At 73.4% G+C, this 22420-nt stretch carries 20 protein-coding genes and 1 pseudogene; 8 read left to right on the forward strand and 13 right to left on the reverse strand.

From position 1 onward, the window contains the following. The first annotated feature begins 40 nt into the window (after positions 1–40). The gene (locus tag AC07CM_RS28015) at positions 41–712 is read left to right on the forward strand and encodes a maleylpyruvate isomerase family mycothiol-dependent enzyme (RefSeq protein WP_478879210.1); all 672 of its coding nucleotides are present in this window, start codon (positions 41–43) and stop codon (positions 710–712) included. 67 nt (positions 713–779) lie between these two features. Further along, positions 780–1508 (forward strand): copper homeostasis protein CutC, encoded by a 729-nt coding sequence (locus AC07CM_RS28020; protein ID WP_478879211.1) that lies wholly within the window; start codon positions 780–782, stop codon positions 1506–1508. A 40-nt stretch (positions 1509–1548) separates the two neighbouring features. Here the strand turns inward: AC07CM_RS28020 and AC07CM_RS28025 are convergent, their stop codons facing one another. The 6 genes from AC07CM_RS28025 to AC07CM_RS28050 form a co-directional block, all read right to left on the reverse strand. Further along, positions 1549–3612, reverse strand: coding sequence for a HelD family protein (locus AC07CM_RS28025; protein ID WP_478879212.1), 2064 nt, complete (start codon positions 3610–3612; stop codon positions 1549–1551). Between the two features lie 120 nt (positions 3613–3732). After that, the gene (locus tag AC07CM_RS28030; RefSeq protein WP_478879213.1) at positions 3733–5619 is read right to left on the reverse strand and encodes an ABC transporter ATP-binding protein; all 1887 of its coding nucleotides are present in this window, start codon (positions 5617–5619) and stop codon (positions 3733–3735) included. Beyond that, positions 5616–6041 carry a lasso peptide biosynthesis B2 protein gene (locus AC07CM_RS28035; protein ID WP_478879214.1) on the reverse strand — a complete coding sequence of 142 codons (426 nt, stop codon included), beginning with the start codon at positions 6039–6041 and terminating at the stop codon, positions 5616–5618. Before AC07CM_RS28035 ends, AC07CM_RS28030 begins: the two co-directional genes overlap by 4 nt. Next, positions 6038–6292: a lasso peptide biosynthesis PqqD family chaperone gene (locus AC07CM_RS28040; RefSeq protein WP_478879215.1), complete on the reverse strand. Its 255-nt coding sequence runs from the start codon at positions 6290–6292 to the stop codon at positions 6038–6040. Before AC07CM_RS28040 ends, AC07CM_RS28035 begins: the two co-directional genes overlap by 4 nt. A gap of 93 nt (positions 6293–6385) precedes the next feature. Continuing rightward, positions 6386–8233, reverse strand: a complete 1848-nt coding sequence (locus AC07CM_RS28045) for a lasso peptide isopeptide bond-forming cyclase (RefSeq protein ID WP_478879216.1) — start codon at positions 8231–8233, stop codon at positions 6386–6388. A gap of 34 nt (positions 8234–8267) precedes the next feature. After that, the gene (locus tag AC07CM_RS28050; protein ID WP_228624525.1) at positions 8268–8378 is read right to left on the reverse strand and encodes a keywimysin-related RiPP; all 111 of its coding nucleotides are present in this window, start codon (positions 8376–8378) and stop codon (positions 8268–8270) included. 435 nt (positions 8379–8813) lie between these two features. Here AC07CM_RS28050 and AC07CM_RS28055 point away from each other — a divergent pair, with 435 nt between their 5' ends. Continuing rightward, complete coding sequence (locus tag AC07CM_RS28055; RefSeq protein ID WP_478879217.1) at positions 8814–8999, forward strand: hypothetical protein; 186 nt, start codon at positions 8814–8816, stop codon at positions 8997–8999. 105 nt (positions 9000–9104) lie between these two features. Beyond that, positions 9105–10175, forward strand: a complete 1071-nt coding sequence (locus AC07CM_RS28060) for a glycosyltransferase 87 family protein (RefSeq protein WP_478879387.1) — start codon at positions 9105–9107, stop codon at positions 10173–10175. Here the strand turns inward: AC07CM_RS28060 and AC07CM_RS28065 are convergent. Then, positions 10127–11776 carry a DNA repair helicase XPB gene (locus AC07CM_RS28065; RefSeq protein WP_478879218.1) on the reverse strand — a complete coding sequence of 550 codons (1650 nt, stop codon included), beginning with the start codon at positions 11774–11776 and terminating at the stop codon, positions 10127–10129. The two genes, AC07CM_RS28060 and AC07CM_RS28065, sit on opposite strands and share 49 nt — an antisense overlap. 148 nt (positions 11777–11924) lie before the next feature. Here AC07CM_RS28065 and AC07CM_RS28070 point away from each other — a divergent pair, with 148 nt between their 5' ends. After that, entirely contained in the window at positions 11925–12458 is a 534-nt protein-coding gene (locus AC07CM_RS28070; protein ID WP_478879219.1) for a hypothetical protein, read from the forward strand. A gap of 206 nt (positions 12459–12664) precedes the next feature. Here the strand turns inward: AC07CM_RS28070 and AC07CM_RS28075 are convergent, their stop codons facing one another. After that, entirely contained in the window at positions 12665–15208 is a 2544-nt protein-coding gene (locus AC07CM_RS28075; protein WP_478879220.1) for a helicase-associated domain-containing protein, read from the reverse strand. Between the two features lie 146 nt (positions 15209–15354). Between AC07CM_RS28075 and AC07CM_RS28080 the strand changes: the two genes are divergently transcribed. Both AC07CM_RS28080 and AC07CM_RS28085 read left to right on the forward strand, forming a co-directional pair. Next, positions 15355–16362, forward strand: coding sequence for a hypothetical protein (locus AC07CM_RS28080; RefSeq protein WP_478879221.1), 1008 nt, complete (start codon positions 15355–15357; stop codon positions 16360–16362). 62 nt (positions 16363–16424) lie between these two features. Beyond that, positions 16425–17055: pseudogene (locus tag AC07CM_RS28085) on the forward strand (HAD family hydrolase). Here the strand turns inward: AC07CM_RS28085 and AC07CM_RS28090 are convergent. Next, the gene (locus AC07CM_RS28090; RefSeq protein ID WP_478879222.1) at positions 17031–17282 is read right to left on the reverse strand and encodes a hypothetical protein; all 252 of its coding nucleotides are present in this window, start codon (positions 17280–17282) and stop codon (positions 17031–17033) included. The pseudogene AC07CM_RS28085 and the gene AC07CM_RS28090 sit on opposite strands and share 25 nt — an antisense overlap. A gap of 174 nt (positions 17283–17456) precedes the next feature. On the opposite strand from AC07CM_RS28090, the gene AC07CM_RS28095 reads away from it, so the two are divergent. Further along, positions 17457–17840 (forward strand): cold-shock protein, encoded by a 384-nt coding sequence (locus tag AC07CM_RS28095; protein ID WP_478879223.1) that lies wholly within the window; start codon positions 17457–17459, stop codon positions 17838–17840. A 19-nt stretch (positions 17841–17859) separates the two neighbouring features. On the opposite strand, the gene AC07CM_RS28100 is transcribed toward AC07CM_RS28095, so the two are convergent. The 4 genes from AC07CM_RS28100 to AC07CM_RS28115 form a co-directional block, all read right to left on the reverse strand. Further along, on the reverse strand, positions 17860–18714 hold the full coding sequence (locus AC07CM_RS28100) for a 1,4-dihydroxy-6-naphthoate synthase (protein WP_478879224.1): 855 nt from the start codon (positions 18712–18714) through the stop codon (positions 17860–17862). Next, positions 18711–19457 (reverse strand): futalosine hydrolase, encoded by a 747-nt coding sequence (locus tag AC07CM_RS28105; RefSeq protein ID WP_478879225.1) that lies wholly within the window; start codon positions 19455–19457, stop codon positions 18711–18713. Before AC07CM_RS28105 ends, AC07CM_RS28100 begins: the two co-directional genes overlap by 4 nt. Then, the gene (locus AC07CM_RS28110; RefSeq protein ID WP_478879226.1) at positions 19430–19903 is read right to left on the reverse strand and encodes a DUF2771 domain-containing protein; all 474 of its coding nucleotides are present in this window, start codon (positions 19901–19903) and stop codon (positions 19430–19432) included. The genes AC07CM_RS28105 and AC07CM_RS28110 overlap by 28 nt, the downstream gene beginning before the upstream one ends. Before the next feature lie 62 nt (positions 19904–19965). Continuing rightward, positions 19966–21366: an MFS transporter gene (locus tag AC07CM_RS28115; RefSeq protein ID WP_478879388.1), complete on the reverse strand. Its 1401-nt coding sequence runs from the start codon at positions 21364–21366 to the stop codon at positions 19966–19968. Positions 21367–22420: the final 1054 nt, after the last annotated feature.

Below are 22420 nucleotides of genomic sequence, written 5' to 3' on the forward strand. Positions count from 1 at the left end.
CTTCGTGACGTGCGCCGGACACGCACCTAGCTTGGGGCCCATGACTGACGTACACGACGTACCACGCGACCCCGAACTCCCCGGCCGGCTGCTGCGCGTCGAGCGGGACGCCCTGATACCGCTGCTGCGGTCGCGCGCGGACGCGGACTTCGCGCTGCCGACCACCGCGTGTCCGGGGTGGACCGTGCGGGATGTGCTGGCGCACTGCTCGGCCGCGCTGATGCGGGTGGTGGGGAGCCGGTTCGAGAAGGGGGTGTTCTCGCCCGAGTCCAACGACCGGGACGTCGCCGAGCGCGCCGGGTGGACGAACGCGCAGGTCGTCGACGAGCTGGAGCGCGGGATGTCCGAGGCCGGGCCGGTGATCGCCAAGGCGGGCGGGGTGCTGGACGTGATCGCCCTGGGCGAGTGGGTGCACGCCGGTGACGTGCGGGACGTGCTCGGGACGCCGGGGGCGTACGAGGGTGCCGGGCTGCCGGACGCGCTGACGCTGCTGGTCCGCGTCACCCGGGAGAAGGGGCACGTGCCGCTGCACGCCGACCTCGACGACATGGACGAGCCGCTGCGGCTGGGCGCCGTGGCCGCCGGTGGCCCGCCGGCCCGGTTCATCGGCGACGCCGCCACGCTCGTCCGGCTGTACGCGGGGCGGCCCCTGGACGGGGCCGCGTACGAGCTCGCGGGGGTGGAGGCGGGGGAACTGAACATCTTCGGGTGAGCGGCACAGCCGCACGGGCGTAGTCTTGGATTGGACTAGACCTGTAGTCGCGGATGAATGGGGTGCCATGAGCAAGCGTGCGGTCCTGGAGGTGATCGCCCTCGATGTCGAGGACGCGGTCGCTGCCCAGGCGGGAGGCGCGGATCGTCTGGAGCTGGTCACCGACATGGCCGCCGACGGGCTCACCCCGGCGGCCGCCACCGTCGCCGGGATCCGGGCCGCCGTCGACATCGACCTGCGCGTGATGCTCCGGCTGGTGGACGGGTTCGCGGCGGGAGACCCCGAGGAGGTCGACCGGCTGGTCCGGGTGGCGCACGAGATGCGCGACGCGGGCGCCGACCAGTTCGTGCTCGGCTTCCTGGACGCCGGGGGCGGGGCGGACCTGGCCGCGGTGCGGCGGCTCGTGGGCGCGCTGGAGGGCTGCCACTGGACCTTCCACCGGGCGATCGACCGCACCGCCGACCGTGACGCCCTGCGCCGGCAGCTCGCCGGCATGCCCGGCCTGGACACCTACCTGACGGCGGGGGCCGCCGACGGCGTGGACGAGGGACTGCCCACGCTGGTCGCCGAGGCGGCGCTCGCCGGGAAGCCCGGTTACGAGCAGCAGATCATGGTGGGCGGCGGACTGCGCCTCGATCATGTGCAGCGGCTGCGGGCCGGCGGGATCGAGGCGTTCCACATCGGCGGGGCGGCCCGCCCCGACGGGTGGCGGGGGCCCGTCTCGGCGACGGCGGTCGCACAGTGGCGGTCCGTGCTCGACGGGGATGCCGTCCGGCCCGCGCTCAGCCCGGCCTAGCCCTTCCCACCAGCCCCTGCGGGCGGAACGCCACAGCGCCCTAGTCGGCGAGCTGCGCCGGCAGGGGCGCCGTGTGCGTCACGATCAGTCCGGACACCGCTCGGGTCAGGGCCACGTACAGCCGGCGCAGTCCCGTCCGTTCGTCCGGTTCGCCGTCGACCACCGCCTGCGGCTCGTCCAGCACGACGTAGTCGTACTCCAGGCCCTTGGCCAAAGACGCCGGGACGAGGGTCAGCCGGGTCTCGCGCGTCGTCTCCTCACCCGGGGCGAGATGGCCGATCCCGGCGGCGGACAGGGCCTCGGCGAGTGCCGGCACGCGGGCGTCCGCCGCGATCAGGCCCGTCGAACCCTCGTTGCGCAGCAGCTCCTCGCAGGCGGCGACCACCGCGGCCGTCTCCGTAGTGGTACGGACCTCGAAGAAGCCGGGGTTCTCACGGACCGAGGCGACCGGGGTGAGGCCGGGCGCGATATGGGGCAGGAGGCGGGAGGCGTAGGTGATGACGTCCGTGGGGACGCGGAAACCGGCGGTCAGCTCCTCGATGAGCCCCTCGCGCTTGCCGAGGTGGGCCAGCGCCTCGTCCCAGCTCCGGGTCGCCCAGGGCGTGGTGCCCTGCGCCAGGTCGCCGAGGACGGTCGCGCTGCCGGTGGTGCAGCGGCGGCCGACGGCCCGGTACTGCATGGGGGAGAGGTCCTGCGCCTCGTCGAGGACGACATGGCCGAGCGAGTGGGTGCGCTGGATCAGGTCGGTCGCCTCGTCGATCAGCACCGCGTCCGCGGCCGACCACTTCGCCGACTTCACGCTGCGCACCTGCTTGGCCCACAGGACCGTCTTCCGCTCGTCCTCGTCCAGGATCCCCTCGGCGTGCTCGGCGAGGAACTCGGCCTCCGTCAGCAGGCGCAACACCAGCTTCGCCGGGTCCACGGCCGGCCAGACCGCCTTCACGGCCGCCTTCACCGCGCTGTTGCGGGCGACCGAGTCCTGCACCCGGTCGTCCGGTGCCTCCCCGGCCCGCTCCATCTGCACCAGCACCGCGTGCGCGATCCGCTGCGGCAGTGCCTCGCGCGCGGCGCCGTAGCGGATGTCCCGGTCCAGCAACTCGCGGACGATCTCCTCCAGTTCGTAGGCCGGCACCCGCCAGCGTCGCGAGCCGCGCACCACCATGACCGGCTCGATGGGCATGGTCACGTGGGAGTACAGGGCCCGGCGCAGCACCTCGGCCATCCGGGCGTCGCCCTTGACGATCGCGGCCGCCGCGTCGTCCGCGCCGCGCACCTCCACATGCCCGACCAGGTCGTCCACCGTCGCCTGCTGCACGGTCAACTCGCCCAGCGCCGGGAGGACTTGCTCGATGTAGTGCAGGAAGGACCGGTTCGGCCCGATGACGAGGGTGCCGGTGCGGGCGAGCCGCTCCCGGTGGGCGTACAGCAGATAGGCGACGCGGTGCAGGCCGACGGCCGTCTTCCCGGTGCCCGGGCCTCCCTGCACACAGACGGTGCCGCCGAGACCGCTGCGGACGATCTCGTCCTGCTCCGGCTGGATGGTCGCCACGATGTCCCGCATCGGACCGACGCGCGGCCGCTCGATCTCCTGCTGGAGCAGCTTGCTCGTGGTGGCAGCCCCCGACGGATCCGCCGGGTCGGACAGGTGCTCGTCCTCGTACGCGGTCAGGTCGCCGCCGGTGTAGCCGAAGCGGCGGCGCAGCCCGATGTCCATCGGGTCCTTCTTGGAGGCGCGGTAGAACGGCTGCGAGACCGGGGCGCGCCAGTCGATGACCATCGGGTCGCCGTCGGCGTCGTGCACGTGCCGCCGCCCGATGTAGAACCTCTCCCCCTCCGCCCCCTCGGCCTGCTGGGCGCCCGGTGCGTGCAGGTAGTCGAGCCGCCCGAAGAAGAGGGGGGTGTCGCTCAGGTCGGCCAGCGCCTTGATGCGCTCCTCGATCTGGTGGGCGAGCACCGCGGCGTTGACCCAGTTCGCGGTGACGTCCTGGATGTCCAGTGCCTCGACGTCCTCGCGCATGGCGCGCAGGGCGGAGCGGGAGGCGGTGAGGTGCGAGCGCTCCCGGGCGAGGGGGTCGTCGAGCGGCGGGCGGGCGGACGTGGACAAGGGGGTGCCTCCGGAATCAGCTGTTCCATCACGGGGCCATGACTGGGGCATGACCGAGCCGCCCGGTTTCCGTGCGGGCGGCGGCACTCCGCTGGAGGGAGGCGGGCAAGAGCGGAGATTTTAGACGAGGCGCTGGGGACGGGCCAACGAATTATTCGTGGAGGCACCCGCGGGCCGGACCATCTGGGCCTCCGCCAGCCGCCGGTACACCGAGCTGGCGGTGAGCAGTTCCTCATGGCGTCCGCAGGCGGTGACGCGGCCCTCGTGCAGGACGACGATCCGGTCCGCGTGCTGGACCGTGGAGAGCCGGTGCGCGATGACGAGGACCGCGCACTCCCGGGTGATGTCCTTCAGCGCGGCGGTGAGCGCGGCCTCGTTGAGGGCGTCGAGGTGGGAGGTGGGTTCGTCGAGGAGCAGCAGCGCCGGGCGGGTGAGCAGGGCGCGGGCCAGGGCGACGCGCTGCCGCTCGCCGCCCGACATGGTGGCGCCGTGTTCACCGACGGTGCCGTACAGGCCGCCGGGCAGCCGCTCCGCCACCTGCTCCAGCCGGGCCAGCCGGAGAACCCGGCGCACCTCGTCCTCGGTGGCGTCCGGCCGGCCGTAGGTGATGTTGTCGTGGAGCGTGCCGCGGACGACATGGCTGTTCTGGTCCACGATCGCGAGTTGGGCCCGGCAGGTGGCGCGGTCGAGTTCCGTGGTGGGGCGCCCGTGGAAGCGGAGCACGCCAGCGTCGGGTTCGTGGAACCGGGCGATCAGCGCGAACACCGTGCTCTTGCCCGCCCCGGAGAGCCCGACGAGGGCGACCTGCCGATGCCGGGGCACGGTGAAGGAGACCCCGCGCAGCACCGGCCGTTCCGGGTGGTAGGCGAAGTGGACGTCGTCCAGCGCGAGCGCCGGTACGTGCGCGGACGCGTGCCCGAGGGGTGGGCCCGCCGGGCCGCCGGGCTCCACGGGCAGGTGCAGGATCTGCTGGACACGCAGGTGGGCGCCCATGCCCCGCTGGATCAGACCGGCCGCGCGGAACACCGACGACAGGGGTACGACGAGGTAGGAGGCGTACAGCAGGAACGCGACCAGATCGCCCAGGGAGTGACCGTGGCCGTGCACGCGCAGGCCCCCGACGACGAGGACCAGGAGGAAGGAACCCTGGACGGCGAGTTCGACGGCCGAGCTCATGACCGCGGCGAACTTCGCGGTACGCACCCCGGCGGCGCAGGCCTCGTCGACGCGGGCGCCGATGCGGACCGCCTCACGCTGCTCGGCGCGGTACACCCGGACCATGGACAGGGCCCCCAGGGCCCGTTCGAGTTCGGCGGCGACGGCGCCGACGGACGACTGCATGCGCTCCGAGGCGCTGCGGATGCCCCGGAGCAGCACGGCGACCACGACCGCGGCGGTGGCCACGGTCGCCGTGACGAGCAGCAGCAGCAGAGGGTCGATCCACCCCATGAGGGCCAGCGCGCCGGTGGCGACCAGGGCCCCGGTGACCAGGTCGACCAGCGCCTGGGCGACCACCTCGCGCAGCAGGGTGGTGTCGGCGGTCACCCGCGCGATCAGGTCACCGCCGCGCTGCCGGTGGTACTCCCGCATCTCCAGGCGCAGCAGCCGCCCCACCAGGTCGTGGCGCAGCTGCCGTACGACGCCTTCGCCCATCCGCTCGAGCAGGAACCGGCCGGCGGCGCCGGTGGCGGCCTCGGCGGCGAACAGGGCGGCGAGCAACAGCAGTGGCGGCCACACGGGCTGCTGCCCGCTGCTCGCGTCCACCACCCGCCTGGCCAGCAACGGCTGTGCGAGCCCCAGCGCGGACGCCACGAGGGTCAGCGCGGTGGCCAGGGCGATCGCACCGCGGTGCCGGGCGGTGAGCCGGTGGACGGCGATGATCGCGGCCCGCGTGGACCGGTCCGTGCCCTCCGCGGCCCGCTCGCCGCTCGCGTCCTGCGCGGCCGTCCCGGACGGCCCGCCGGCGGTGTGCTCGGCGGCCCCGAGGCGTTCGTCGCTCGTCGTCATCGGGGCATCGGACCGATGGAGATCAGCCGGGCGAAGTAGCCGTCGGGCATGTCCTCGCCCACCAGTCGGCCCTCCGCCTCGATCCAGGCGTGTGCGGTGAACGGCGGTACGACGCGTACCCCCGTGCACCAGGTCGGCCACGTGCCGCCGACGCGGCACAGGAGGGCGGCACCGAGGGAGCGGGGCAGGCAGCCCTTGGGCCCGGCGCAGCGCAGGCTCACCGCGCACACGGCGTCGCGGGCGCGCCGGGCCTGTGCCGCGGTCGCCGGGGCGGCGCCGCGCCGGAGCAGGCCGAGGACCGCGCGGATGTGGCGCGGCGGCAACAGCGAGAGGACGACGGCCGGGGCGAGGACCACGCGGGCCACGAGCCGGCGGCCGAGGGGAACCCCGCGCGGCCGCTCCAGGGCACTGGGCGTCGTCATTCGGCCAGCCCGCCGGAACGCAGCTGCTGCACCAGCGCGGTGACGTCGGCGTGTGCCTGCTCGGGGTCGACGTCGAACGCCTGCGTGACGGCGGCCGCCGCGTCCGCTTCGTCGCCGCCCTCCATGAGCGTGTCGACCACCAGGGTCGCGGTCGGGTTCAGCTCCCAGTACTCGCCGGAGCGCTGGTCGAGGAGGACTGTGCCGTAGTCGGTCTTCGCGGTGCAGACGTCGGCACCGAACCGCAATGCCATGACGGCTTTCCTTTCTCTCTTGTCTCTCTTGTCTCTCTTGTCTTTCTTGTCCCTCTTGCAGTCCGTGTCTCTGTTCCCGCCTGTGATCCCGGGTCAGTTCCGCGCGTCGTGCGTCGTACGGCCGAGCGCGCGCAGCCACACCTCGACCGAGATGGTCGAGTACAGGACCGCCTCCCGCAGGTGCCGGGTGGCGGGGCGCTCGGCCAGGCGGCGCAGCGCGGCACCGTCCACCAGCCCCATCCGTTCCAGCCGCGAGTCCTCCCACAGCGCCATGAGGTCGCCGCGGTGCTCGCGCAGCCCGTCGGCCGCGTCCATCGAGGCGCTGGCCTTGGTGGTCCGGCGCAGGCACTCCTCGGGCACGATGCCGCGCATGGCGGCGGTCAGCAGCGGCTTGTACTGCCAGGGCGAGACGCGTTCGTCGGGGCGGACCGCGAGGGCGGCCTCGATGACCCGGTCGTCGAGGAACGGCGAGGCCATGGGCAGCCCGCAGCGGGCCGCCATGTGGTCCCACTGCCGGATGATGCGGGTGCAGTTGCGGATCTGTTCCAGGTCGGCGTGGAGTCCCCGGTCGGGGTGCAGAGGCTGCGTCCGCCGGGCGGCCGTGCGCAGCGCAGCACGGGCCAGGTGCTCCGCCTGCGGGCTCACCCACTCGAACAGGCGGGGCGGCATGCCCCAGCCGAGGCTGGTGGCCACCGTCGGCGGCAGCGGCTCGCGCACCCGATTCTCCGTGTCGGCCAGCCAGGTGCCGTAGGGCCGTGAGTCGGCCAGGGCGCCCAGCATGGGGCCGAGCGGCCACTGCCACAGCGCCTTGAAGCCGCGCAACTGCCGCAGCGCGAACAGCGGGCGGCGCCGGGCCAGTCGGTGGTAGTACGCCTCGGAGCACCAGGCCACGTGGTCGCCGCCGATGCCCGTCAGGTGCACCCGGCTGCCCCGTTCGGCCATCGCCGGCAGGTGGTGCAGGACGCGCGCGCGGTCCATGACGCCGATGGTGGGCTCGTCCAGTACGTCGTCGATGGCGAGCAGTCCGTCGTAGACGAGGGGAGAGGCCTCGGCGTCCCAGACGACGTGCTCGACGTCCGGCAGGGCGGCCGCGGCCCGCCTCGCCCAGTGCAGGTCCGTGTCGGCGGGGTCGCGTCCGGGCCAGGTGGAGGCGACGACGTGGGCCGGTGAGCGGTCGGCGAGGAAGCAGACGGAGGTCGAGTCGAGACCGCCGGAGAGGTCGCAGCTGACCGTGCCGCCGTGCCGGGTGCGGGCGGCGACGGCCTCACCGAGGGCCTCGCGGACCAGGGGAGCGCCCGTGCGCAGCGGGACGACCGGTTCCGGGGGCGTCCACCACCGGGTATGGCGTGCGCCTCGTCCGTCCGGCGCGAGCATCAGCGCCTCGTGCGGGGCGACCGCGGTGACCTCGGGCCACAGCGGCTCGTCGAGCAGGGGGTGCGGAACGGGCCAGAGCAGCCGCACGGCCAGACGTTCCGGCGCCGGCTCGGCACCGAGTGCGGCGGCCAAGACGTCCGCCCGCGTCGCGGCCACCCGGCTGCCGCGCACCAGGGCGTGAAAGACGAGTCGGAGGCCGGAGGCCGTGCCCTGCACCCGGATCCGTCCGTCGAGGGCGGCGACGAGATGGCAGCTGCCGGGCAGTGAACGGGCCCACGCGTCCAGTGCGGCGAGATCGCGCAGTGAACGGGCGACCCGTTCCAGTTCCTCGCCGTCGACGGTGACACAGCCGACGAGGGCGAGCGCGGCGGGACCGACATGTGCGCTCACGATCTCCTGGTCGTGCCAGTGGCCGACGAGCCAGGGCCGGCCCGAGGGGTGTGCGAGGCTGCGTGTGCCGGGACGGGCGAAGGAGCGGGCCACGGCCGCCGCGTCCGCGCGGTCGGCGAAGACCGCGAAGTGCGCGTCGCCGTGGCCCGTCCCCGCACTTGCGTGCAGATCAGTCATGACGTCGAGACGGAGACCGTCGCTCGTCCGCCGTTCAGTTCTTGCTCAGGATGAGACGGTCGTTGCCGTGCCGCTGCAGGAGCCCGGTCTCCTTCCGGAAGGAACCCAGACGGACGAGGGTCGGTGCTTCGTAAGCCTTCTTCATGACCTGTTCTCCCTACGGGATCTCTCCGCCCATCGAGGGCGGCGTGTCACCAGCTAGCCGGGGAGCGGAGTGGCACGGCAAGGCCCGGGAAAACGGTCGTACTGTCTGCAAAATCTTTCCATTGGTGGAGCGTTCGAGCGCTGAACGGGAGCCTCTCCGGTGGCTGCCCGCACCTCGCAGGTGCCGGTGGCGTGTGCCGAAGGAACGTTTCCTGGTGGACGCCGGTCCGGCGGGGACACCCCGATCGGAAAGGGGGGGCGTGGGAGGGATCCGAGGGGCGTACTCGGACGCCGGCCACGATTCCGGACCGGGCCCCTAGGGGACGAAGCCGACCGGCGTAGGGGGAGCGCTCCGCCCGGAGGGGTACGCGAAGGGCCGAGAGTCTGGCCCTGGAGACCGATGCCGACCACGCCGTGCGAGAGCGACTATGAAGACATGAGCGCAGCAACCATCCATCCAGGTCCTGTCCGGCCGCCCTCCGGGGCCACCGCCGTCGTGGACGGCCCCCGTCACCACCTCCTGGGCAACGCCCTGCGTGCCGTCAAGGTGTTCGTGGAGGCCGCGTTCGGTGTCGTGATCCTCGGTGAGTACGGCGAGGAGGCGGGCGTACGTCGTAAGTGACCGCATAGGGTCGCTTCCGTGCCGAAACGGACGGTGGTGTCCTTCCTTTTCCTCGCGGTCTCCCTCTGTTCCTTCACCTTCCTGTGCGTCCTCCAACGGGCCCAGATGGCCGACCTGCTGGTCTACCGGGCCGAGGGCGCGGCCGTGTTCCACGGCGGCGACCTGTACGACTTCACGGTCACCGAGTGGCGGCTCCCGGCGACCTATCCGCCGTTCGCGGCGATCCTCTTCGTCCCCACGACCTGGCTCACCGTCCCGGCACTGAAGGCGGCGTTCCTGGCGGGCAACGCGCTCCTGCTCGCCGGCCTCGTCGCCCTCTCCGCCCGGCTGGCCGACCCCGCCGCCCGGCTGTCCCCGCCGCTGCTCTGCACGGCCACCGCCCTCGTCCTCTGGCTCGAACCGGTCTTCCAGACGCTCCTCTTCGGCCAGATCAACCTCGCTGTCACCTGCCTGGTGCTGTGGGACCTGACCCGCCCGTCCGGCGCCCGCACCAAGGGCCTGGCGCTCGGCCTGGCGACCGGGATCAAGCTCACCCCGGCGGTGTTCGTGGCGTATCTGCTTCTGCGCGGCCGCTTCCGGGAGGCGGCCACGGCGGTGGCCGGCTTCGCCGGGACGGTGCTGCTCGGCTTCCTGCTCCTGCCCGTCGCGAGCGCCGACTTCTGGACCCGGCGCCTGTACGAGACCGGGAGGGTGGGCAAGGCGTGGATCGTGGACAACCAGTCCCTGCAGGGCCTGATCGCCCGAGTCCTCCACGACCCCGCCCCGGGTCCGGCCTGGGCGCTCCCGGCGGCGGTCGTGGGAACGGCCGGCCTGTATCTGGCGGCCCGCGCGGGTGAGGAGCGGCACGGCATCCTCCTGGCCGCCGGCGCGGCCCTGCTGACCTCCCCGATCAGCTGGTCCCACCACTGGGTGTGGTGCGTGCCGCTCCTCGCGGTGCTCCTGGCCGAGGGCCGGCTTCGGCTCGCGGCCCTCACGGCGGCACTCTTCTCCGCCCGCACGATGTGGCTGCTCCCGCACGAGGGCGGCCGGGACCTGCACCTCGCCTGGTGGCAGCAGCCACTTGCCTCGCCGTACCCGTTGCTGGTCCTGGCGCTGCTGGCAGCGGCGGCGCTGCGGCCGCCGTCCTCTCAGCCGGTGCCCTCGGCCAGGATCTCGTCCGCGTCCACGATCCGGTAGGCGTAGCCCTGCTCGGCCAGGAAGCGCTGGCGGTGGGCGGCGAAGTCCTGGTCGATCGTGTCGCGGGCGACGACCGAGTAGAAGTGGGCCTGGTGGCCGTCGGCCTTGGGACGCAGCACGCGGCCGAGGCGCTGGGCCTCCTCCTGGCGCGAGCCGAAGGTGCCGGACACCTGGACGGCGACCGTGGCCTCGGGCAGGTCGATGGAGAAGTTGGCGACCTTGGAGACGACCAGCACGCTGATCTCTCCCTCGCGGAACGCGTCGAAGAGCTTCTCGCGCTGCGCGTTGGACGTCTCACCCTTGATCACCGGTGCGTTCAGATGCTCGCCCAGCTCGTCCAGCTGGTCGATGTACTGGCCGATGACGAGGATCTGCTGTCCGGCGAACCGGCGGACGATCGCCTCCGTGACCTTCCGCTTGGTGTCGGTGGTGGCACAGAAGCGGTACTTCTCCTCCGTCTCGGCCGTCGCGTACGCCAGCCGCTCGGAGTCGGTCAGGTTGACGCGGACCTCGACACAGTCGGCGGGCGCGATGTAGCCCTGCGCCTCGATCTCCTTCCACGGCGCGTCGAACCGCTTCGGCCCGATGAGGGAGAACACGTCGGACTCGCGGCCGTCCTCGCGGACGAGGGTCGCGGTCAGGCCGAGGCGGCGGCGCGCCTGCAGGTCGGCGGTGAACTTGAAGACGGGCGCGGGCAGCAGGTGCACCTCGTCGTAGACGATCAGGCCCCAGTCCCGGGAGTCGAAGAGTTCGAGGTGCGGGTAGACGCCCTTCCGCTTGGTCGTCAGCACCTGGTAGGTGGCGATGGTGACGGGGCGGATCTCCTTCCTCGTCCCGCTGTACTCGCCGATCTCGTCCTCGGTCAGCGAGGTCCGCTTCACCAGCTCGTGCTTCCACTGCCGGGCGGAGACGGTGTTGGTGACGAGGATGAGGGTGGTGGACTTCGCCTGGGCCATGGACCCGGCGCCCACCAGCGTCTTTCCGGCGCCGCAGGGGAGGACCACCACACCGCTGCCGCCGTGCCAGAAGTTCTCGACGGCCTGCTTCTGGTACGGACGCAGCGCCCAGCCGTCCTCGAGCAGCTCGATCGGATGGGCCTCGCCGTCCACGTACCCGGCGAGGTCCTCGGCCGGCCAGCCCAGCTTCAGCAGCGTCTGCTTGATCTGGCCGCGCTCGGAGGGGTGCACGGCGACGGTGTCCGGGTCGATCCGGGCGCCGACCAGCGGGGCGATCCGCTTGGACTTCAGCACCTCCTCCAGCACCGGCCGGTCGGTGGTGCTGAGGACGAGCCCGTGCGCGGGGTGCTTGGTGAGGGTGAGCCGCCCGTACCGGTCCATCGTCTCGGCGATGTCCACGAGCAGCGCGTGCGGCACGGGGTAGCGGCTGTACTGCACCAGCGCGTCCACGACCTGCTCGGCGTCGTGCCCGGCGGCGCGCGCGTTCCACAGGCCGAGCGGGGTGACCCGGTAGGTGTGGATGTGCTCGGGGGCCCGCTCCAGCTCGGCGAAGGGCGCGATGGACCGACGGCAGTCGTCGGCCCGCTCGTGGTCCACCTCGAGCAGCAGGGTCTTGTCCGACTGGACGATCAGCGGTCCGTTCACCTACGCACTTCCCTTCGGCACGGCCAAACGTCCAGTGTGCCCTACCGGCGGATGATCAGGGCGGGGCGCTGCAACCATGTGCCTGCGGCGCGGGTCTTCAACCGGGGGAACGGCGCGTGGGGCGCGGTCCGGGAGGGAGCTCGGGGCGATGTCGGTACGCAGGTGGGGGACCGGCCTGGGGGCCACGGCGGTGCTGGTGGCGACCGGGGTGTGGGTGGTGCGTTCGGCGGGCGTCGACGAGCACCTGTGGGGCGAGGTGCGGCCGGTGATCGAGGCCCGGCTGGTGGCCGACTCCAAGGGCAGCGGGTACGGGGAGACGCAGCCCGCTCTCCGGGCGCAGTGGTTCTGCGGGGCGAAGGCACGGGACCTCGATGAGAAGGACGGCGTCGTACGGGCGGGCGTGACCACGTTGTGCATGGAGTACGGGGTGCGCGAGGGCGCTCTCGTGGAGTGCTCCGGCGCCGACGTCCCGCAGGTGGTGCGCCTGAAGCGGGACACGGACGGCGGCTATCGCGTGGTGTCCCGGGAGGAGGCGCCGGACGGCGGCGGTTCCGGGAAGTGGGTGGCGGACCACTTCGGCCTCTTCGCCGAGCCCGGCCCCGCGGACCCGGTACCCGACCTGGAGACCGCCGCCCGCAGGCACTTCGGCCTGCCCGCGAACGCCCCGGTCAAGGACTGCTAGGACTGCTAGCCCCTGTAGGACCTGTCTCTTGCCGGAGGCGCGGGGCCAGGCACGCGTATGTGCGGCGTTGTCATCACGCGCCGACTCCCGACGCTCGGCCTCGCTCGCGCGGGGGCACCCCCACCGCGTCGACTCCCTCCTCCGCGCGCTGAGGTCGGCCAGGAGGCTCCGCGGCTCGGGACCGGCCCGATCCGGAAAGAAAGGCCCTAGTCCTCCGCCAGCTCCGCCACGCCCGTGACGCGGTGCAGCGGGTACGTCCGTACCTCGTCGGCCGTGTGGTCGTACGCCGTCACGAAGCCGCCCTCGACGCGGATCGGGGCGATCACCCGCTGGCTGGCGGTGCCCTCGGCGTTGACGTAGCCGATCCACAGGGACTCGCCGGTCAGCACGGCGGCCTGCATGGTGGCCAGCGTCTCGGCGGACGAGGTGCGCGGCAGCTCCCCGCCGGTCGACCGGCTGCCCGACGGCTTGCGCGGGGCCGTCGCGGCCAGGTCGCCGGCCCGGATCGCGCGGATCGCGGCCGTCAGCAGCGTGGCGTCGGGCGGCGGCGGGCCGTCCGGCACCGGCTCGGGCGCGGTGCGCGGCGGGGTGCGGTGGGCATGGGCCCGGGCGACGAGCACATCACCCTCGGCGGACTCGGCGGCGGGCGCGAAGCCCATCGCGCGCAGACCCTCCAGCAGCGTGGCCGGGTCCGACTGGGCGGCGAGCACGGTCGGGGCCAGACGGCGCAGCCCCAGGGCGGGCGCCCGCTTGTCGGCGAGGATCTCGTTCAGCAGGGCGTCGTCGTCGCAGCGCACGTACGCCGAGGCCGCGCCCACCCGCAGATGGCCGTGCTTGCGTGCCACGTCGTCGATCAGGTACGCCAGCGGCTGCGGGACGGGCGTCCGGGAGTGCGCGGTGAGGAAGGCGTGCAGGTCGGCGGCGGTCCGGCCGGCGTCCAGGGCACGGCGGACCGAGGCCGGGGTGAAGCGGTAGACGGTCGCCCCGCCCTTGGACTCGACGTCCGCGAGGACCCCGAGCATGTCCGCGAGCGGACGTCGCAGCGGGCCGGGGGCCACCGCCGTCAGGTCGGCCTGCAGCAGCACGTGGTCCAGGGGTTCGGGCAGCAGGGGCGCGAGGAGCCGGACGGCGGCCGCCGTGGCGACGGACTGCTCGACGGACGGCAGCGGTTCGACGGGTGCGACCGGGCGGTGGTGCACCGGAAGCTTGTCGCCGGGGCCCGAGGGCTCCGGGGAGCCGGCCCCGGCCGGTGCCCCGGACGGGGCACCGAGCAGCGCCCGCCCGTGTGCGGACAGCACGCCCCGCCCGGTGACACCGAGCATCTCCGCCTCCGAGAGGGTCCAGCGGGCGAGCCGGGAGCGCAGGTCGTCGTCGCCCTCGCGCTGTTGGCCGCGCAGCGGCCGTTCCCAGCGCAGCCTCGCCAGCACCGACTCGACCGTCGGCGCCGCGCCCGCCGGCAGCCCGGCCAGCAGGGTCAGCACCCGGTGCCGTACCTCGGACGCGGCGGACCGGTCGAGGCCCGGGCCCAGCGCGGACAGCGTGCGGTCCTTCGCGTCCCGTCCGCCGACCAGCCCCGAGGTCCGGGTGGCCGCCAGCCAGGCCTCGGCGAGCCGGGACCAGCGCTCGGCGGGGGGCCGTTCCAGCCACTCGTCGTAGGCGGGGGTGGCGGCGTACCGTTCGTCGGCCTCGCCGTCGGAGGCGAGCAGGCCGGCCGCGTACGCCAGCTCGACCCAGAAGGCGGCCACCGGCTCGGACACGTCGAGGGCGACGGCGGTCCGCTTCAGGTCCCGCACGCTGAGCCCGCCCGCCCGCAGCACGGCCGGACCGCCCTCGTCCCAGTCCTTCAGCAGCTCCTCGACGGTGGCCAGCGCGGTGTACGCCTGCCCGGCCGCGGTGGCGTCCACCACCTGGGGAGCGTGGGTCGCGGCCGGTTCGACGGCGGGCGGCAGCGGCTCGGGTGCGCGGTGCGCGAGGCCCTCGCGCAGGTGCAGGGCGACCTCGCGGGGCAGGACGACCGTGCCGGGTGCCGTGGGCAGCAGCAGGCCCCGGTCCAGCAGCCAGCGCAGGTGGGCGGCCGGATCCGCGGTGACCTGCCCGTACGGCGGTCCCCACACCAGTCGGGAGAGCACCTCGAGGGAGGCCTCCGGGGCCCCGGCGAGCAGCGCGGCCATGCCCTTCCGGTCGGCGAACAGGGCGGCGAGCGCGGTCGCGGCGGAGACCGAGTCGTGCGTCGAGGCCAGCCCCGCGGTGGCGACGATCTCCTGGATCCGCCCTGGGGACATGCCCGCGCCGGCCTCCTGCACGGTCGGGCCGAGCCCGGTCGGTGAGGGGTGCTGCGGGGTCGGCGCGAGCAGCTCCCGCGCGGTGCGCACCAGCCGCAGCCGTTCGTCGTCGCCCCACACCAGAGCCTGCTCGCGCAGGGTGGCGACGGCACGGGGCAGCGCGGCGGCGACGCTCTCGTCTCCGGCGTCCCCCGCCATCAGACCGAGCAGCGTCCCGTACGAGGCCGGCTCCGGGGCCACGGCCAGGGCCTCCGCGGTCTGCAGTGCGAACCGGTCGAGACGCTCCAGCGCGCGCAGCACCGAGGCGCGGGTGCCGGCGCGGGTGGCCAGCTGGGTGAGGTCGGTGGGGACCGGGGTGATGAGATCGGGTCGGCTGCGCAGGAGCGCGGCCAGCGAGACGTCGTCCCGCGCGCGGAGCGATTCCGCGAGGGAGCGGGGAGCCGACGGAGGTGTGTGGGCGCTGCTCATCCTGCCCACGGTACCCGGAGGGCGGCCGGACGAAGGGGTGTTGTAGGAGGGCCCGCCCGCGCGGGCCCGGCCCGGACCCGTGTGGGGGCACGCACGCGGTACCTTCGTCCGACGGGGTTTCACCACCGCTGCCCCGGAGGGGTTTCGTGGGGATCGAGAGCGACCAGGTCGTCTACGAGTATCTGAGCCGCGTCGGGGACGTCGCTCAGCAGCGGCAGCTGCCGTCGGCCGCCCGCATGCGGCTGGTGTCGGAGCTGCGGAACGAGATCGACCGGCGCCGGGCCAAGGCGCCGGTGGACAGTCCCGCCGCCGTGCGCCGCATCCTGGAGCGGCTGGGCACTCCGGACGAGGTGGTCGAGGCCGCCGGCGGCAGCGCGGGCGCCCCCCAGCCGCGGACCGCCTCCGTGCCCGTGCAGCCCGCTTCCCCGGAGCCGCCGGACCGGCCGAAGGGGCTGCGCAGGGTCGTACCGCGACCGCGCCCCGCCGAACACGAGACAGCCGCCCGGCAGGACGCTCCGGCCCCGCCGCACCTCGCCGCCGCCCACGAGCTGGGGGACAGCGCCCTGGAACCCGACTGGTGGCGGGTGGAGGGCAGCCCGTTCGGGTCGGCGGCCGGTGACGCCGTACCGGGGTTCGTCGGAGGGGTGGAGATCCCCGACCTGCTCAAACGCCCCGCGAAGGAGACGGAGGAGAAGCCCGGGCCCGAGCCGGAGGAGCCGCCGGAGGCGACCGGGCGGCCCGCCGCCCCGCGCCGCCGCCTCTTCACGCGCACGGCCCCGGCAGGCGCGCCCCGCCGTCTGCTCCCCAGCCCGGCCGCCGGCTGGACCAACCCCCTTCTGCTGCTGGCCGCGGCCGCCCTGGTCGCCGGTGCGGTGCTCGGCAACTGGTTCGCGCTGCTCCTCGGCTGGCTGATCGCCTACGGCTCGCGGCGGCTGACCCCGGCGGAGACCAAGTGGGCGGTGCTGGGCGTGCCCTCTCTCGCGCTCGCGGCCGGTCTGGTCTGGCTCTGGGGCCGTGACAACGGCCGCTGGGGCACCCCCATCGCCCAGGGCCACATGAACGACGCCCTGGCCGAGACCTGGCCCTGGGTGGTCCGGGGCGCGGCCGTGGCCTCGGCCCTCTTCCTGGTGTGGCGCTCGCAGCGCAGGAGTTAGGACCGGTCCGGCGATTGGGACGCCGGGGCGGCGACGCCGGGCGGCCCGGCACAATGTCCCTCATGACCGCCACGCCCGCCCTCACCGTCGGCTTCGATCTCGACATGACGCTCATCGACTCCCGGCCGGGCATCCGCGCCTGCTATCTGGCGCTGGCGGAGCGGACGGGCACGTACATCGACGCCGATCTGGCGGTGACCCGGCTTGGGCCGCCGCTCGTGGACGAGTTGGTCAACTGGTTCCCGGCCGAGGAGGTCGCCGTGATGGCCGACCTGTACCGGGAGATGTACCCGTCGAAGGCGGATAGCCGCCACGCCCGCCATGGCGGGCGCGCGGGAGGCGATCGAGGCGGTGCGGGCGGCCGGCGGGCGGACGATCGTGGTCACCGCGAAGTACGAGCCGAACGCCAAGCTGCACCTGGCCCACCTGGGCATCGAACCCGACGTGGTGGTGGGCGACCTGTGGGCCGAGCAGAAGGCGGAGGCCCTGCTCGAGTACGGCGCCGGTGTGTACGTCGGTGACCACGTCGGGGACGTGCGCGGAGCCCGTACGGCGGGCGCCCTGTCGGTCGCCGTGGCCACCGGGCCGTGCGACGGCGAGGAGCTGCGGTCCGCCGGGGCGGACGTCGTGCTCGACGATCTGTCCGCCTTCCCGGTCTGGCTCGCCGGCTACCGCGAGGCGCCCCGCGCCTGACGCCGGCCGGCGGTGACCGAGCGCAGTACACCCGCCCCGGCGATCAGGAAACCGACGGCCATGAGCATGCTCAAGCCGAACATGTAGGTCGGAAAAGGCTTCGTTCCGAGGAACAGCGGTGCCACGGTGACGAGGGTGGCCACGGCACCGATGAAGAACACGACGGCACCGACGCGGATCAGTCGGTCACCGGGCCCGGCGGAATTCGTTTGGGTTTTGTCACGCACCGGACCAGGGTAGTTCCCAGCCCGAGAGAACAACCGGGGGACGTCTTGTCACCCGCCCGAAGAGCATTAGCCTTGTTAGCGCTTGGTAGCGGCGGGTCACCCTCGACCCGCTCCAGTGCTATCAGAGCCGTTTCCGAAGTAGTTTTCCCGACGAGTACGAGGACGAGGACAGACGTGCCTACCGGCAAGGTCAAGTGGTTCAACAGTGAGAAGGGCTTCGGCTTTCTCTCCCGCGACGACGGCGGTGACGTCTTCGTCCATTCCTCGGTTCTCCCCGCCGGAGTCGAAGCGCTCAAGCCGGGACAGCGCGTGGAGTTCGGCGTCGTCGCCGGTCAGCGCGGCGACCAGGCACTTTCCGTGACCGTGCTCGACCCGACGCCGTCCGTCGCGGCCGCGCAGCGCAAGAAGCCGGACGAGCTGGCCTCGATCGTGCAGGACCTGACGACCCTTCTCGAGAACATCACGCCGGGACTGGAGCGGGGCCGCTACCCGGAGAAGGCCTCCGGGAAGAAGATCGCCGGCCTGCTGCGCGCGGTCGCCGACCAGCTGGACGTGTGACGCGCGGGGGGTGTGACCCTCAGGGAAATGCGAGCGCATCCGGGCCGAGGGGCGGTACCAGCCCCTCGGCCGCCGCACGCGTGAGCAGCCCGCGGATCGCCGCATAGCCGTCCTCGCCGAGGTCGGCGGTGAACTCGTTGACGTACAGCCCGATGTGCTGGTCGGCGACGGCCGGGTCCATCTCCTGGGCGTGCTCCATGACGTACGGCCGGGAGGCCTCCGGGTCGTCCCAGGCGGCCCGCACGGAGTCGCGGACGGACGCGGCGAGGCGGCCGAGGGTCTCCTCGCCCAGCGAGCGCCTGGCGATGATCGCGCCCAGCGGGATCGGCAGTCCGGTCGTGCGCTCCCAGTGCTCGCCCATGTCGGCGAGCTTGTGCAGCCCGTAGTTCTGGTAGGTGAAACGGGCCTCGTGGATGACGAGCCCGGCGTCCACCTTGCCGTCCCGCACGGCCGGCATGATCTCGTGGAACGGCATGACCACGATCTCCCCGACCCCGCCGGGCAGCGTGTCCGCCGCCCACAGCCGGAACAGCAGGTACGCGGTCGACTTCTCGCTCGGCACCGCGACCGTACGCCCCGTCAGGTCGGTGTCACCCTCGCGGGTCAGCACCAGCGGCCCGCAGCCACGCCCGAGCGCTCCGCCGCACGGCAGCAGCGCGTACTCGTCCAGGACGTACGGCAGCACGGCGTACGACACCTTCAGTACGTCGAACTCCCCACGCTCGGCCATGCCGTTGGTGATGTCGATGTCGGCGAAGGTGATGTCCAGGGCGGGTGCGCCGGGGACGCGGCCGTGGGCGAGGGCGTCGAAGACGAACGTGTCGTTCGGGCAGGGCGAATAGGCGATCCGCAGGGACTGCTCACTGGTCGTCATACGGTTTTCCAACTCTCCAATGCGGGCGCGAGCTTCCCGAAACCCTCGGTGAGCGCGGCGAGCGCGTCGCCCATGCGCCAGGCGGCGCGGTCGCGCGGGCCGACCGGGTTGGAGATCGCGCGGATCTCCAGCACGGGCACGCCGTGCGCGGCGGCCGCCTCCGCGACCCCGAACCCCTCCATGCCCTCGGCGAGGGCCTCCGGGTGCCGGGCGCGCAGCTCGGCGGCGCGGGCGGCGGTGCCGGTGACGGTGGAGACGGTCAGGACGGTGCCGGGGCGCGCCCCGATGGCCTCGGACACGCCTCGTACGAGTGATTTCGGCGGCCGATGAGTGACGGTCCCGAAGCCGAGTTCGGTGACCGGGAGGAAGCCGTCGGCGGTCTCGGCGCCCAGATCGGCGACGGTGATCGCGTCGGCGACGACGAGCGAGCCGAGCGGCGCCCCGGGCTGGAAGCCGCCGCCGATCCCGGCCGAGACGACGAGGTCGTAGGGGCTGCCGCCCAGGGCGGCGGCGGTGAGCGCGGTGGCGGTGGAGGCGGCGGCGAGAGCGGGCCCGACACCGGCGGCCAGCAGGTCGTACCCCGCGGCCGTGCGCACCACGCGGAGCGCCCCGGGCAGCCGTATCTCCGGGGCCTCGGCCCCGGGAAACGCCCCTGCCACCGCGTTCCGTTCGACCGGGACGGCGGTGGCGACGAGGACGCGTACGGCAGGCGTGGTCAGGCCTTCTTCAGCTTGAAGGACCACAGGCCCTTGGCGGGGCTGGTGCCCATCTGGATGGAGACCGTGTTGGTGTCGCCCTGGGTGCCGTACTGGGCGTTGAAGAACGCACTGCCCGGGATGGTGCGGTACGTCTTCTTGCTGACATCGGTGAACTGGCGGCCGTTGACCAGGATCGTCCAGCCGCTGTCCGCGATCTTCGGGTCGACGCCGAAGCGGACCGTCTCGTCCTGGTCCACCTTGATCGACCTGATGTCGCCGGCGTTCTTGGCGCACTTCGTGAGCGACGCGGCGTCCAGCGCCTTGCCGTCGTTGTAGCAGACCGCCTCGGAGCTGACCGAACTTCGGCCAACGGTGACGGTCGCGACGGGCGTCGGCTTCTCGCAGGCAGACAGGACGAGCAGTCCGGCGGAAACGGCGCCGGCGGCGGCGACGGCGCGGCGGCGTCGCACAACGGATTGCAGCGTGGTCATGGCCGAAGGCTATCGGGCGCCCGCAGCCGTCTGCCCATGCGGGGTGCGGCGTGCCCGGTTCGTTACGCCACTCGCGCCCGCGACCGGCCGCCCTGCCGTGCCGAGGCGAGCAGTCCGCGCAGAGTGGTCAGCCAGCCTGCGGCCACGATCGCGGCGGCGACCACCAGGCCCAGGGCGCCGTTGAGCGGCATCACGATGCCGATCGCGCCGCCGAACACCCAGGCCATCTGGAGCATCGTCTCCGACCGCGCGAACGCCGACGTCCGAACGAGTTCGGGCACGTCGCGCTGGATCAGCGCGTCCAGGGACAGCTTGGCCAGCGCCTGCGCGAACCCCGCGACCGCGGTCAGACAGGCCACGAGGAAGGGCCCGAAGAACAGGGCGGCCACGATCGCAGTGCCGAGCACCACGGCGACGACGGTCACGATGATGATCTCGGGCGCCTTCGACTTCAGCCAGGCGCCGACGGCCGTACCCAGCGCGTTCCCCGCACCCGCCGCGACGCCGACGATCCCCAGCGAGACCGCCGCGCTCTCCCCGGGCAGCGGGTGCTCGCGCAGCAGGAAGGCGAGGAAGAAGATCAGGAAGCCGGACAGGCAGCGCAGGGAGGCGTTGGCGCCCAGGGCGTGCGTGACGGCGGGCCCGACGGTGCGCAGCCCAGGCCGCTTGACCTGTTTGCGGTGCGGGCCGTGCAGATGCTCTTCGTCGGCGGCCAGCAGCGCCACGTCCTCGCCCTTGGCGGAGTCCACCTTGGGCGGCAGCGAGAAGGACAGAAACGTCCCTGCGACGAAGATCACGAAGGCGCCGTACAGCGGCCAGGGGTCCCCGAGGGCATGCAGCCCCGCCGCGATCGGCGCGGCCACGCCGGTGGCCAGCAGGCCGGCGAGGGTGACCCGGGAGTTGGCCTTCACGAGGGAGAAGCGCGGGGGCAGCAGCCGCGGTACGACCGCACTGCGGACCACCCCGTACGCCTTGGAGGCCACCAGCACCCCGAGTGCGGCCGGGTACAGCTCCAGGCTCCCGCTCGCCACCGCCCCCGAGATGATCAGCGCGAGCAGCGCGCGGGCCAGCATGGCCCCGGCCATGGCGGCGCGCCGCCCGTGCGGCAGCCGGTCGAGCAGGGGTCCGATGACGGGGGCGAGCACGGTGAAGGGGGCCATGGTGATGGCCAGATACAGAGCGACGCGCCCCCGGGCCTCGTCGGTGGGCACGGAGAAGAACACGGTGGAGGCGAGGGCCACGGTGATCATGACGTCGCCGGCGCCGTTCACCGCGTGCAGCTCGATCAGCTTGCCCAGCCCCGACTCACCCGCCCCGTGGGCGTGCGTGGCCTTGCGGATCCCGCGCGCGGTACCGGTGACGGGGAAGTGCAGGGCACGCCCGACCGCGCGGACGGCACCGCCGACCCGGCCCGAACCGCCACCCCGAACGCTCCCCCTGTCCGCGGCTGCCACGTCGTTCATAGTGCCCCGAGACACCGCTCGATAGTGCGGTTTGCTCCCGAGCGAGTCGAGCCGACCCCGAACTCCCCGGAGATACGCCCGAGTCACCGACCACCCCATCGGCCGCCACCCCTCGTCCCGCGACGAGGACTTGACCCTCCACCCGGCCCCAACCGACTTGGCCGACAGAGGCGATCCGGCTGACTCGCGGCGACTGCCCCGACGCAGCCGACCGAAGCGGTCCGGCCGACCGGGTGACCGGGCGGCCGAGCCGGCCCAAGCGGCTTGGCCGACAGTGGCTGTCTGGGTGACCCAAGCGGCTTGGCCGACAGTGGCTGTCTGGGTGAGTGGGTGACCGGGCGGCCGAGCCGGCCCAAGCGGCTTGGCCGACAGCGGCGGTCCCGCCGACCGAGTGCCCGAGCCGACCGAGCCGGAGGAACGACTCGACGGGTTGGTCTGCCGGCCATGAAACCGACCACGGGCTCGGCACCTGGCAGCCGGTCGCTCCGCTACCCGGCCCGGCACATCGCGGCCGAACGACGAGACCAACGGCCCAGCACTTTTCAGCCGGCCGAGCTGACCGAGGCGACCTGGCGGACGGAAGCGAGCCGACCGGGGCCGACCGGCGCCGACCGCGCCGGACGAACCGATCGGCGCCCCGATTTCCGGCCCCCACGCCGACCACCGGGCCCGGCACTCCCAGCCAGTCGCTCCGCCCCTGCACCCGGAACTTCCCGGCGGACCGAGCCGACCACCGGGCCCGGTGGAGCCGACCGTTCCCCCGCCCGAAACTTCTGAGTCGACCACGCCGTCCCGGAACTTCTCGGCCGACCGTCTCGCCCCCTCGGCCCGGCACATCGCGGCCGACCCTCCGCCCTGCTCCTTCTCAGCGGACCGACCCGCCCCCGCCCCCGGAACTTCTCAATCGACCGCCTCATCCTCGGCCCCGGAACTTCTCGGCCGACCACCCCGCCTCCCGGCCCGGCACATCGCGGCCGACCCTCCGCCCTGCTCCTTCTCAGCGGACCGACCCGCCCCCGCCCCCGGAACTTCTCAATCGACCGCCTCATCCTCG

Source organism: Streptomyces sp. NPDC044061 (assembly GCF_056434305.1).

What these genes read in the sequence shown, in the direction of transcription:
- AC07CM_RS28015 (WP_478879210.1), top strand. Translation starts at nt 41, where the DNA reads ATGACTGACGTACACGACGTACCACGCGACCCCGAACTCCCCGGCCGG.
- AC07CM_RS28020 (WP_478879211.1), top strand. Translation starts at nt 780, where the DNA reads ATGAGCAAGCGTGCGGTCCTGGAGGTGATCGCCCTCGATGTCGAGGAC.
- AC07CM_RS28030 (WP_478879213.1), bottom strand. Translation starts at nt 5,619, where the DNA reads ATGACGACGAGCGACGAACGCCTCGGGGCCGCCGAGCACACCGCCGGC.
- AC07CM_RS28035 (WP_478879214.1), bottom strand. Translation starts at nt 6,041, where the DNA reads ATGACGACGCCCAGTGCCCTGGAGCGGCCGCGCGGGGTTCCCCTCGGC.
- AC07CM_RS28040 (WP_478879215.1), bottom strand. Translation starts at nt 6,292, where the DNA reads ATGGCATTGCGGTTCGGTGCCGACGTCTGCACCGCGAAGACCGACTAC.
- AC07CM_RS28045 (WP_478879216.1), bottom strand. Translation starts at nt 8,233, where the DNA reads ATGACTGATCTGCACGCAAGTGCGGGGACGGGCCACGGCGACGCGCAC.
- AC07CM_RS28050 (WP_228624525.1), bottom strand. Translation starts at nt 8,378, where the DNA reads ATGAAGAAGGCTTACGAAGCACCGACCCTCGTCCGTCTGGGTTCCTTC.
- AC07CM_RS28055 (WP_478879217.1), top strand. Translation starts at nt 8,814, where the DNA reads ATGAGCGCAGCAACCATCCATCCAGGTCCTGTCCGGCCGCCCTCCGGG.
- AC07CM_RS28060 (WP_478879387.1), top strand. Translation starts at nt 9,105, where the DNA reads ATGGCCGACCTGCTGGTCTACCGGGCCGAGGGCGCGGCCGTGTTCCAC.
- AC07CM_RS28070 (WP_478879219.1), top strand. Translation starts at nt 11,925, where the DNA reads ATGTCGGTACGCAGGTGGGGGACCGGCCTGGGGGCCACGGCGGTGCTG.
- AC07CM_RS28075 (WP_478879220.1), bottom strand. Translation starts at nt 15,208, where the DNA reads ATGAGCAGCGCCCACACACCTCCGTCGGCTCCCCGCTCCCTCGCGGAA.
- AC07CM_RS28100 (WP_478879224.1), bottom strand. Translation starts at nt 18,714, where the DNA reads ATGACGACCAGTGAGCAGTCCCTGCGGATCGCCTATTCGCCCTGCCCG.
- AC07CM_RS28110 (WP_478879226.1), bottom strand. Translation starts at nt 19,903, where the DNA reads ATGACCACGCTGCAATCCGTTGTGCGACGCCGCCGCGCCGTCGCCGCC.
- AC07CM_RS28115 (WP_478879388.1), bottom strand. Translation starts at nt 21,366, where the DNA reads ATGAACGACGTGGCAGCCGCGGACAGGGGGAGCGTTCGGGGTGGCGGT.